The organism is Tropicimonas sp., assembly GCF_047971885.1.
Lineage (GTDB): Bacteria > Pseudomonadota > Alphaproteobacteria > Rhodobacterales > Rhodobacteraceae > Tropicimonas.
Map to the genome: position 1 here is coordinate 1 of NZ_JBKEAE010000200.1, position 11228 is coordinate 11228.

Here is an 11228-nt window from a genome sequence, read left to right on the forward strand (position 1 = left end):
GCCACCGTGATAATGGCAGGCGGCGTGCCCCTCCTCCCCGAGCGCGGCCGCCAGGGATTCGGTCTTGGCCCGCGTTCCGCAATAGACGATGCCCGAACGCCCCCGGCGCGCGGCGGCAAAGGACAGGATTTGCCGCCGCGGCGATTTCTTGGCCTCGAACGCAAGGTGGATGTTCGGCCGGTCGAACCCGTGCAGAAAGACCTTCGGCGTTTCGCCATCGAAGAGGCGCGCCACGATCTCGTCGCGCGTCTCGGCGTCGGCGGTGGCGGTGAAGGCGGCCAGCGGCACGCCGAGCGCGCGGCGCAGATCGCCGATACGCAGGTAATCGGGGCGGAAATCGTGGCCCCACTGACTGACGCAATGCGCCTCGTCCACCGCGATCAGCCCGACGCCCGCGCGCCGGAGCATCCCTGCGGCTCCGGCCGTGGCGAGCCGTTCGGGAGCCATGTAGAGCAGTTTCAGCGTTCCGGCATCGATGGCATCGAAAACCGCATCCGTCTCCTCGGGGGTGTTGCCCGAGGTCAGCGCCCCCGCTGCGACACCGGTCTCGCGCAGCGCGCGCACCTGATCGCGCATCAGCGCGATCAGCGGCGAGATGACAACCGTCACCCCGTCGCGGCACAGTGCCGGCAATTGAAAACACAGCGATTTTCCCCCGCCCGTCGGCATGATTGCCAGCGTGTTCCGACCCGCGCTGACCGAGGCGACGATCTCGGCCTGACCGGGGCGGAACGAATCGAATCCGAAGACGGAGGATAGGATCGACTCCGGTGAGGGTGCGGCCATGTCCGGTCCTGCGGGATTATCTGCTGCTCGTTATCGGCCGTACCATCCCACAGGACGATTCGGCCGGCAAGACCGCGCGGCGCGTCAGCGGAAGAAGATGCCCGGCAGGATGATGTCGCGCACGGCAATCAGGATGATGAAGGCGACCAGCGGAGCGAGGTCGAGCGGGCGCGTGTCGGGCAGGATGTTGCGGATCGGGCGATAGACCGGCTCGAGCAGCTTGTTCAGCCCGTCCCAGATGCCGCGCACCATCGGCTGGCGATAGTTCAGCACGTTGAAATTCAGCAGCCAGCTCATGATGATCTGCACGATCATGACGAAAAAGGCGACGTCGAGGACAAGCCTGAGAAGTTGATAGATCATGATGGACATCTGCCGCTCCTGAAACGCACTCCGGCAAGGATGTAGGCGCCGCGGCGGGCGGGCGCAACCGCGGCAACGCAAGGTCGCGCTTGACCTTGGCGTAAGGATCGGCTTGCTCGATGCGAAAGGAGCCGCCGATGTACCCTTTCGCCCGCCTTGTATCCGAGTTGTTGCGCCACCGCAAAGCCGCGCCGCTGCCCCTGACCGGCATCCATGTGGCGCACCACATCTGCTGGCCATGGGATATCGACATGTTCATGGAACTGAACAACGGGCGGACACTGACGCTTTACGATCTGGGCCGTATCGTGCTGTTCCGGCGTCTCGGCATCATGGGGGCGATGCGCGCGCAGGGCTGGGGCGGCACAGTTGCCGGAACGTCGATCCGCTATCGTCGCCGGGTGCGCGCCTTCGACCGGTTCGAGCTTCGCACGCGCCTGATCGGCTGGGACGAGCGGTTCTTCTATGCCGAGCAATCCATGTGGGTCCGGGGGGAATGTGCCTCGCACGGGCTGCTGCGGCTGGCACTGACCGACCCTCTGGGGCTGGTGCCGACCGAACGTGTCGCTGCGGTTCTGGGTGCGGCGCCGGAGAGCCCCCCGTTGCCCGGGTGGGTTACCGCGTGGATCGAGGCCGAGGCACAACGCCCCTGGCCGCCGATGCGGGAAACCGGGGACGGCGAGACGATTGCAGCCTGACACCGGAGCGGCTAGGCCATCGCAAACGCTGAAGGATCCGCCATGATCGACCCGGTTCAACTCACCGCCGAACTTGTCCGCTGCCGCTCTGTCACCCCGGCCGAGGGTGGCGCATTGCTGTTGCTCGAACGGGTACTGAGCGATGCGGGCTTCGCCTGTACGCGGATCGACCGGAACGGCACGCCGAACCTGTTCGCCCGCTGGGGGACAAGGGGCCATGCGCGCAGCTTCGGCTTCAACGGTCACACCGATGTCGTCCCCGTTGGCGATACCGCGGCGTGGAGCGCCGATCCGTTCGGCGGAGAGATTCGCGATGGCATCCTCTGGGGCAGGGGCGCGACCGATATGAAATCGGGTGTTGCGGCGTTCGTCGCGGCGGCGGCGAAACTGGTGTCCGAGGCACCGCCCGACGGGGCGGTCGTGCTGACCATCACCGGGGACGAGGAGGGTGACGCGACCGATGGTACCACCGCGCTGCTCGACTGGATGGCGGCGGAGGGCGAGGCGATGTCGGTCTGTCTCGTCGGTGAACCGACCTGCCCCGAACGGATGGGCGAGATGATAAAGATCGGGCGGCGCGGCTCGATCACCGCCCGTTTTACCGCAAGGGGCGTTCAGGGCCATGTCGCCTACCCCGATCGCGCGCGCAATCCGGTTGCCGCCATCGTTGCGCTTGCCGCACGGCTGGAGGCCCGACAACTGGACAAGGGCAGCGCCCATTTCGACCCGTCGAACCTGGTGGTGACGGCCATCGATACCGGCAATCCGGCGAGCAATGTCATCCCCGCCGCCTGTCGCGCCACGGTGAACATCCGCTTCAACGACCTGCACAGCGGCGCCGGCCTGTCGGAATGGCTGAGGCAGGAGGCCGGGCGCGTTGCCACCGAGACCGGCGTCGGGATGGAGGTGACGACTTCGGTGTCAGGCGAAGCCTTCCTGACCCCACCCGGCCCGCTGTCCGATCTGGTGGCCCGGGCCGTCGCGGCCGAGACCGGCCTGCGGCCTGTCCTGTCCACCTCGGGCGGCACGTCGGACGCGCGCTTCATCCGCGCACATTGCCCGGTGGTGGAATTCGGTCTTGTCGGGCAGACCATGCACCAGATCGACGAACGGGTGGCGGTTGCGCAGATCGGCCAGCTTGCCGCCATATACCGGCGTATACTCGAGGAATATTTCGCATGACATTCGTGGTATCCGAAGCGGCGACACCGGAAGACCGCAAGACCTGTGCTGCCTTGCGCCGGCAGGTGTTCGTCGAGGAACAGGGCGTCAGCGAGGCCGAGGAGATCGACGGGCTCGACGATGTGGCGATGCACCTTCTTGCCCGCGACCGCGACCTGCCGGTGGGTACCCTGCGCATCCGCTTTGTCGGGGATGCGGCCAAGATCGAACGGGTCTGTGTGCTGAGCGACTATCGCGGCAGGAATGTCGGGCTGGCGCTGATGCGGGCGGCGCTCGACCGCGTTTCGCAGATGCCGGGGCTTTCACAGGTCAGGCTGGGCGCGCAGGTGACGGTGATCGGATTTTACCGGCGGCTCGGGTTCCGGGTCGAGGGCGATGAGTTTCTCGACGCCGGTATCCCGCACCGTCACATGGTGCTCGACCCGTGAACCGGCGAGCGCCGCACTGGCGGCGGCAGGTGATCGTCATGCTCAAGGAGCCGCGCCCGGGCAGGGTCAAGACGCGGCTTGGCCGCGATATCGGGATGACCGACGCGGCATGGTGGTTCCGCCATCAGGCGCTTGGGCTGATCCGCCATCTGCGCGACCCGCGCTGGGATATCGTGCTGGCGGTCTCGCCCGATCATGCCGGGATGGCCTCGCGCGTCTGGCCCGGGCACCTGCCGCGCGTGGCTCAGGGGCCGGGCGATCTGGGCGACAGGTTCGGCCGCCTGTTTCGCGGCGGCCAGAAGGGCCCCCGTCTCATCGTCGGCGCCGATGTTCCGGCGATGCGCCGGCGGCACATCGCGCGCGCCTTCGATGCGCTCGGCAATCATCAGGCGGTGCTCGGCCCCGCACCGGATGGCGGTTACTGGCTGATCGGGCTGAAACGCGCCACGCCGCTGCCGCTGCGGGTTTTCGCCGGCGTGCGCTGGTCGACCGGACAGGCGATGGCCGACACGATCGCGGGGCTCGCGCCGCTGCGGATCGCCCTTGTCGACAGACTGGCCGATGTAGATACCGCCGGCGATCTCGCTAACGCTTGGGGGCCTCCCATTCCGAGGCGGGCACGTTGCGGCGGTTGAGCCGCAGCGCAAGCCCGACGGCAACCCCGACGCCGATGGCAACCGTCAGATCCGCAACCACCGTCAGAACGAGTGTCAGCACCAGCAGAAACCGGTCCGACCGCCGTTCCCTGAGATATCCCGCCCAGCGGTGCGGCTCGGTCATGTTCCAGGCGGTCAGGATCAGCAGTCCGGCAAGGGCCGGCATGGCCAGATAACCCGCCAGCGGTGCCGCGACCAGCATCACGACCAGTATGGTGAGCGCATGCACCAGCCCGGCGACCGGTGTCCTGCCGCCGGCACGGATGTTGGTGGCGGTGCGCGCGATGGCCCCGGTCGCCGGAAGCCCGCCGAAGAACGCCGAGCCGACATTCGCCGCCCCCTGTGCCAGAAGCTCGGCGTTCGGACGGTGCTTTCCGGCGATCATCCGGTCCGCCACCATGGCCGACAGCAACGACTCGACACCGGCAAGAAAGGCAATCACGAAGGCCGAAGGCCAGAGTTCGCCGATCCGCGTCAGGCTCATGGCCGGGATCGCCGGCATCGGCAGATTGCGGGGAAGGTCGCCGAAGCGCGACTGGATCGTATCGACCGGCAGCGCGCCGAAGGCAACGATGGCCGAGGTGATGGTGACGGCGACGATCAGCCCGGGAAAGCGCGGAAAAGCCCGCCGCATCAGGACGATCAGCACCATGGTGGCAATACCGATCCCCAGCGCCGCCAGGTTGAAGGTCTGCCGTGCCCGCCAGAGCGCCGCGATCCTGGCGAAGAACTCGGCCGGAACGGTCTCGACCGACAACCCCAACAGATCCTTGAGCTGGCTGGTCGCGATGATGATCGCGATCCCGATGGTGAATCCGTTGATCACCGGCTCGGGAACAAGCTGGATCAGGCGCCCGGCGCGGAAATATCCTGCGACAAGCAGGATGATGCCCGCCATCAGCGTCGCGAGGACAAGCCCGTCATGACCATGGGTGGCGATGACGCTGAACACGACGACGATGAAGGCACCGGTCGGGCCGCCGATCTGAACCCTGCTGCCGCCCAGAAGCGAAATGAGAAACCCGCCGACGATCGCGGTTACCAGCCCCTTGGCCGGATCGGCCCCCGAGGCGATGGCAATGGCGAGGCTGAGCGGCATGGCCACCATGGCCACGGTGATTCCGGCCAGAAGGTCGGCGACAAAGGTCTGGCGGTCGTAGGTCTGGAGTGTGGTGAGGATCTTGGGCTTCATGGTGGCTCGCACGGCATGCGCGGTAATGTCGCGCACCGCCCTATTGCCGCAATTGCGCGGCCCTTCGCAAGCGGGTGTGAGGGCCGTCCGCCCCAACGGGCGGCCACCGGCATCTGGCCATGCCGCCGGTGATGTTCCGGGCAAGATTCATGGCCCAACCCATAGCGCAGCCTTATGAACGATCCGGCTCGGGACGGACGACGGGATGCGCGCGCACAGACGACCCGTGGCATGGCCGGATTCCGAATCGGCAGCGGCGCGGTTGCCGGATTGGCTGCGATATCGCCGGCACCGGTCGCAGGGCTCCCGCCCGTCGTCGGGGCATCGCGGATGCCCCTCCTCCCGTTGGGCCGGGCAGGCTTCGCCTGCCTGTTTCCGCCCGTGACAGGTCGCCGCACGCATGATAGGCCGCGCCCATGGCAGAGCTTCCCAGCAAGGACCAGCTGCGCGACTGGATCGCCGACAACGCTGGTCAGACATCCAAACGCGATATCGCCAAGGCCTTCGGGGTCAAGGGGGCGGCGCGCATCGATCTCAAGCGCATGCTGAAGGAGCTTGAGGCCGAGGGCCACCTGCAACGGCAACACCGCCACTATCGCGACCCCGACAAGCTGCCGCCGGTGACGGTGCTTGAGATCATGGCGCCGAACGCCGACGGGGACCTGTTCGCCAAACCGCTGGAATGGCATGGCGACGGCGCGGCGCCGCGGGTGCTCTATGTCCCGCGCGACTCCGACCCCGCGCTTGGCGAGGGCGACCGTATCCTCGGCCGTGTAAACGGCGTGCGGGCAGAGGACCACCAGTACGAGGCGCGACTGATCCGCCGTATCGGGCACAATCCGCGCCGGATTCTCGGCGTTTTCCGCAAGCGTACCGAAGGCGGGCGGATAACGCCGATCGACAAGGGCGCCGACCGCGAATGGCAGGTACCCCCCGGGGCCACCCATGGCGCCAAGGACGGCGAACTGGTCGAGGCGGAACAGGCAAGTCCGCGCGGCAGGCTGGGCCTGCCGACGGCGCGCATCGTCGAGCGGCTGGGCGATCCGTCGGCGCCGAGGGCGGTTTCGCTGATCGCCATCCATCAGTATGGCATCCCCGACGATTTCCCCGACAGGGCGATCGACGAGGCCGATCGGATGAAGCCGGCCGGTCTTTCGGGGCGCGAGGATCTGCGCCACCTGCCGCTGCTGACCATCGACCCGGCGGATGCGCGCGACCATGACGACGCGGTCCATGCCCATGCCGACGACGATGCAAAAAATCCCGGCGGGCATGTGATCTGGGTCGCTATCGCGGATGTGGCGCATTACGCAACCCCCGGTTCGGCGCTCGATGCCGAGGCACGCCTGCGGGGCAATTCCACCTATTTCCCCGACCGGGTGGTGCCGATGCTGCCCGACCGGCTGTCGGGCGATCTGTGCTCGCTGCACGAAGGGGTGCCGCGCGCCTGCATCGCGGTGCGCATGCGGATCAACGCGCAGGGCGACAAGATCGGCCACAGCTTTCATCGCGGGCTGATGCGCTCGGTGGCGTCGCTCGACTACCGCGAGGTGCAGGAGGCGCTCGACGGCAACCCGAACGACAAATGCGCGCCGCTGCTGGAGGATGTGCTGAAACCGCTCGAAGCGGCCCACCGGGCGGTGGCGCGGGCGCGCGAGGAACGCCAGCCGCTCGACCTCGACCTGCCCGAACGCCGGATCGTGCTGTCGGACAAGGGAGAGGTGCTGTCGGTCAACTTCCGCGAGCGGCTGTTGGCGCACCGACTGATCGAGGATTTCATGGTGCTGGCCAACGTCGCGGCGGCCGAGACGCTGACGGCCAGACGCATCCCCACACTCTATCGCGTCCACGAGGAACCCAGCCCCGAAAAGCTCGAAGCCCTGCGCGAGACGGCGGAGGCCAGCGGGCTGACCCTGGCGAGGGGGCAGGTGCTGCAGACCCGGCACCTCAACAAGCTGCTGCATGACGCAGCGGGCAGCGACGTGGCCGAGATGATCAACCTCGTCACCCTGCGGTCGATGACCCAGGCCTATTACAGCCCGGAGAATTTCGGCCATTTCGGGCTGGCGCTGAAATGCTATGCCCATTTCACCTCGCCGATCCGTCGTTATGCCGACCTGATGGTGCACCGGGGGCTGATCACGGCGCATGGCTGGGGAAAGGACGGGCTGTCGCCCGACGATATCGAGCGGCTGCCCGCCACCGCCGAACATATCTCGGAGACCGAGCGCCGCTCGATGGCGGCCGAGCGCGATACCACCGACCGCTATCTTGCCGCCTACCTTTCGGAACATGTCGGTAACGAGATGACCGGGCGGATCAGCGGCATCGCCCGCTTCGGCGCCTTTGTCCGGCTGGACGAGACCGGCGCGGACGGGCTGATCCCGATGCGGGCGCTGGGGGCGGAGTATTTCCACTACGACCGTGACGCGCACACGCTGATGGGGGCCGATACCGGCCGGGTGATCCGGCTGGGTCAGAAGGTGACGGTGCGGTTGGCCGAGGCGGTACCGGTGACCGGCGGGCTGATGTTCGATCTGATATCCATCGATGGTGACAGCGTCGCGCCCAAGGGGCGGTCGGCCGGCAGGGGCAGCCCGTCGCGGCGCAAGCCCGGCCAGGCCAAGGCGCGCGCCCGTGCGGACAGGAAGGGCGGCGGTCCGGCCAGGGGAAAGGTCACGCGCAAGCGGCGGTAGACCGCCTGCGCACGCTGCCTCTCGTCCCGGCGCTTGCCACTGCGAACGGTGCGGCTAGACTTCCGCCGAACCGGCAACAGAACGGGCGGACAGGTGAGGCGGGTTTTTCGGACATTTGCGGTACCGGTCGCCGTTCTTGCACTGGCCGACAGCACCGGCGCGGTCGAGCGTTCTCCGCGCCCGGCCTTGCGCCCGCCGGCAACCGAAGCGGCGCAGGAGACGGGTCGGATGACGCAAGGCGATTTCGAGGCGTGGCTTGCCGCCTATCGCGCCAGAGCGCCGGGCCGGGGCATTGCGCCGGATACGCTGGCGTCGGCGTTTGCCGGTGTTCGGTTCGATCCGGCAATCGTCGCCAAAGACCGCAATCAGGCCGAATTCACCAAGATGATCTGGACCTACCTCGACACCGCCGTCTCCGAGGCGCGTGTTGCGGCGGGGCGCAGGGCCGTTACGGCAAACCGCGCCCTGCTCGACCGGATCGAGGCCGATTACGCCGTGCCGGCCGAAATCGTCGCCGCGATCTGGGGGCTCGAAAGCGCCTATGGCGCCGTCCGGGGCGACACCTACACCATCGGGGCGCTGGCGACCCTGGCCTATGACGAGCGGCGCGGCCCGTTCTTTGCCCATCAGTTGGAAGTGGCACTGAAGATCCTTCAGGCGGGCGAGGTCACACCCGAGCGTATGACGGGTAGCTGGGCCGGAGCCATGGGCCACACCCAGTTCCTGCCCACGTCCTATATCGTCCATGCGGTGGATTACGATGGCGACGGCCGGTGCGATATCTGGGGCGACGATCCCGCCGACGCGCTCGCCTCGACTGCCGCTTTCCTGAAATCGGCCGGCTGGGTCGCGGGCCAGCCGTGGGGGCTTGAGGTGACACTGCCCGAGGGGTTCGACCATGCGCTGGCCGGGCACCCGACAAAGAAACTTCCCACGGAATGGGCCGCGCTCGGGGTGACCGATACCGCCGGCAATGCCGTACCCGACCACGGACCCGCTTCGGTCATTCTGCCGGGGGGATGGGAAGGGGCGGCCTTCATGATCTTCGACAATTTCGCCGCGCTCGAACGTTACAACCCGGCCGACGCCTATGTGATCGCGGTGGGCCATCTGGCGGACAGGATAGCGGGCGGCGAAACGATCCGCCACGGCTGGCCACGGCGCCATCAGGCCCCGGTGCTGGCCGAGCGGATCGAGATCCAGCAGCGGCTGACGGAAAGCGGCTTCACCACCCAGGGTGTCGACGGACGCATCGGGCCCGACACGATCGATGCGATCCGCGCCTGGCAGAAGGCGCGCGGCGAAATACCGGACGGGTTCGCCACGCTCGAACTGCTCGACATGCTCCGGGTCGACGGGCCCTGACCCCTACCACTCTGCCTCGGCCTGCATGACCAGATGCCCCGCGCCGTTACGCACCCAGAGCCGTGCGCCGTCGCGGTTCAGGACTGCGGTTTCGACATGGGTCAGCGGGCGCATTCCCCTGAAGCTGAAGCCGCGCAGAGGCGCTGCCCGCGCGGCCTTCAGCATCAGAAGCTGCGCCAGCAGCGGGCCGTGCACGACCAGCCCGGCATAACCTTCGACATCGCGCGCGTAATCGGCGTCGTAATGGATGCGGTGTCCGTTGAGGGTAAGCGCCGAATAGCGAAACAGCAGCGTCGTCGAAAACGCATGCCGTTCCGGTTCGCTGTCCAGGGGCGCGAAAACCGGCGCGGCGCCGGGCGTATCCGGGGCGGGTTCCTCGCGATAGACGAGGTCCTGCTCCTCGGCGATCCGCAGCACGCCCTCCTGCCGGATTTCATGGCGCAGGGTGACAAAACCCAGCGGACCGCTGCGCCCGGTCTTGCGGGCGACGGTGGCGATTTCGCTGTGCCGTTCGGCGGAGACGCCGGCGATCAGCGGCGCCGGAAACTTCAGCCGCCCGCCGGCCCACATGCGCCGGGGCAGCCCGAGATCGGGAATGAAGGCACCGACCCTGGGATGACCGTCGCGGCCCAGCCTGGCGGCCGGTTCGGCCTGCCAGAAATAGACCTGATGAAAGAAGGGTGGCAGGGCATCACCCGCCACCACCGGCGGCCCGTCCAGCGACAGGGCGACGTTCAGCGCTGCGGCCCGGCACGGATCCATCGTGTCGGCAACAATCTGCCAGTCTGGGTTCATATCGGCCATTTCCCTCTCGCCGCAAGACGATCCGGCAGAAGCATGGCCACCCCGAACCGCCGTGGCACGCCACACCACACGGTCATCTGCCCCGGCAGGCCGCCGGGGCGCGAATCACCCGTGCCCTGTCAGCCGCAGGAAACCCGCCCGATCCGGCCGCTGCCGTCGGTATAGAAATTGACCCGCATCGGGTTGTATTCCTGGGTCACGATGTCCGACGGGCCGATCACGCGATAGGGTCGCGTGATGCCGGCGCCCTGAACCTCGGTTGAGGTCTGGCCGCGCAGATAGACGAAATCGCCGACCTTGCAGGTGTCGGGTTCGCGCTCCAGAAGCCCGCCGGGGCTGGGCGATTCCTCAACCATCGAAAGCGCTGGGTCCTCGACCGGACCGGTCGGGGTTGTCTGGTCGAGCGGCGCCGTCTGCACCTCGGGGGTGGTCATGGTGGTGGTCGGAGGCTGCTCGGTGACGATGCTGCCGGTCACGGGATCGCTGGTGATGGCCGGTTCACACGCGGCCAGTGCGGCAAGCAGGACGGCGGTAACGGCAATTCTCGATTTCATCGGTTCCTCATGGTTGCATTGACGGGGCGCATCGCCCACGATTCCACCGCAGTCTAACCGGAGGATCGGATAATGAAAACGCGCGCCGCTGTGGCATTCGAGGCGGGAAAGCCGCTTGAGGTGACGGAGGTCAACCTCGAAGGCCCGAAAGCGGGCGAGGTCCTGATCGAGATCAGGGCAACCGGCATCTGCCATACCGATGAATTCACCCTTTCGGGCGCCGACCCGGAGGGCCTGTTCCCCGCGATTCTCGGCCATGAGGGCGCGGGCGTGGTGCTGGAATGCGGCCCCGGCGTCACATCTCTCAAGCCCGGCGATCACGTCATCCCGCTCTACACGCCCGAATGCCGCGAATGTGACTACTGCCTCAACCCCAAGACCAACCTCTGCCAGTCGATCCGCACCACCCAGGGCCAGGGCCTGATGCCGGACGGTACCTCCCGCTTCTCCATGCCCGACGGCACGCCGATCCTGCATTACATGGGCTGCTCGACCTTCTCCAAC

The 11228-nt window shown here is 67.4% G+C and carries 12 protein-coding genes; 7 read left to right on the forward strand and 5 right to left on the reverse strand.

Translation table 11 applies throughout. From position 1 onward, the window contains the following. On the reverse strand, positions 1–786 hold a 786-nt coding region (locus tag ACK5IR_RS16700), incomplete at its 3' end, for a RecQ family ATP-dependent DNA helicase (RefSeq protein WP_416930507.1). Positions 787–870: 84 nt separating this feature from the next. Then, positions 871–1149: a YggT family protein gene (locus tag ACK5IR_RS16705; RefSeq protein WP_416930509.1), complete on the reverse strand. Its 279-nt coding sequence runs from the start codon at positions 1147–1149 to the stop codon at positions 871–873. Positions 1150–1286: 137 nt separating this feature from the next. Here ACK5IR_RS16705 and ACK5IR_RS16710 point away from each other — a divergent pair, with 137 nt between their 5' ends. From ACK5IR_RS16710 to ACK5IR_RS16725, 4 genes are read left to right on the forward strand one after another with little or no spacing between them, the layout of a single operon-like run. Further along, positions 1287–1847 carry an acyl-CoA thioesterase gene (locus ACK5IR_RS16710; RefSeq protein WP_416930511.1) on the forward strand — a complete coding sequence of 187 codons (561 nt, stop codon included), beginning with the start codon at positions 1287–1289 and terminating at the stop codon, positions 1845–1847. 42 nt (positions 1848–1889) lie between these two features. Further along, positions 1890–3029 (forward strand): succinyl-diaminopimelate desuccinylase, encoded by a 1140-nt coding sequence (dapE, locus tag ACK5IR_RS16715; RefSeq protein WP_416930513.1) that lies wholly within the window; start codon positions 1890–1892, stop codon positions 3027–3029. Then, complete coding sequence (locus ACK5IR_RS16720; RefSeq protein ID WP_416930515.1) at positions 3026–3457, forward strand: GNAT family N-acetyltransferase; 432 nt, start codon at positions 3026–3028, stop codon at positions 3455–3457. The genes dapE and ACK5IR_RS16720 overlap by 4 nt, the downstream gene beginning before the upstream one ends. 38 nt (positions 3458–3495) lie before the next feature. Beyond that, complete coding sequence (locus tag ACK5IR_RS16725; RefSeq protein WP_416930529.1) at positions 3496–4092, forward strand: TIGR04282 family arsenosugar biosynthesis glycosyltransferase; 597 nt, start codon at positions 3496–3498, stop codon at positions 4090–4092. Here ACK5IR_RS16725 and ACK5IR_RS16730 read toward each other — a convergent pair. Beyond that, positions 4043–5305 (reverse strand): SulP family inorganic anion transporter, encoded by a 1263-nt coding sequence (locus ACK5IR_RS16730; protein WP_416930517.1) that lies wholly within the window; start codon positions 5303–5305, stop codon positions 4043–4045. The genes ACK5IR_RS16725 and ACK5IR_RS16730 overlap by 50 nt on opposite strands. 416 nt (positions 5306–5721) lie before the next feature. Between ACK5IR_RS16730 and rnr the strand changes: the two genes are divergently transcribed. After that, on the forward strand, positions 5722–8001 hold the full coding sequence (rnr, locus tag ACK5IR_RS16735) for a ribonuclease R (protein ID WP_416930519.1): 2280 nt from the start codon (positions 5722–5724) through the stop codon (positions 7999–8001). 93 nt (positions 8002–8094) lie between these two features. Next, entirely contained in the window at positions 8095–9366 is a 1272-nt protein-coding gene (locus ACK5IR_RS16740; RefSeq protein ID WP_416930521.1) for a lytic murein transglycosylase, read from the forward strand. A 3-nt stretch (positions 9367–9369) separates the two neighbouring features. Here the strand turns inward: ACK5IR_RS16740 and ACK5IR_RS16745 are convergent, their stop codons facing one another. Both ACK5IR_RS16745 and ACK5IR_RS16750 read right to left on the reverse strand, forming a co-directional pair. Next, entirely contained in the window at positions 9370–10170 is an 801-nt protein-coding gene (locus tag ACK5IR_RS16745; RefSeq protein ID WP_416930523.1) for an FAS1-like dehydratase domain-containing protein, read from the reverse strand. A 119-nt stretch (positions 10171–10289) separates the two neighbouring features. Beyond that, on the reverse strand, positions 10290–10724 hold the full coding sequence (locus ACK5IR_RS16750) for an I78 family peptidase inhibitor (protein ID WP_416930525.1): 435 nt from the start codon (positions 10722–10724) through the stop codon (positions 10290–10292). A gap of 72 nt (positions 10725–10796) precedes the next feature. Between ACK5IR_RS16750 and ACK5IR_RS16755 the strand changes: the two genes are divergently transcribed. Next, positions 10797–11228 (forward strand): alcohol dehydrogenase catalytic domain-containing protein (locus ACK5IR_RS16755; RefSeq protein ID WP_416930527.1); only part of this gene is annotated, 432 nt, incomplete at its 3' end.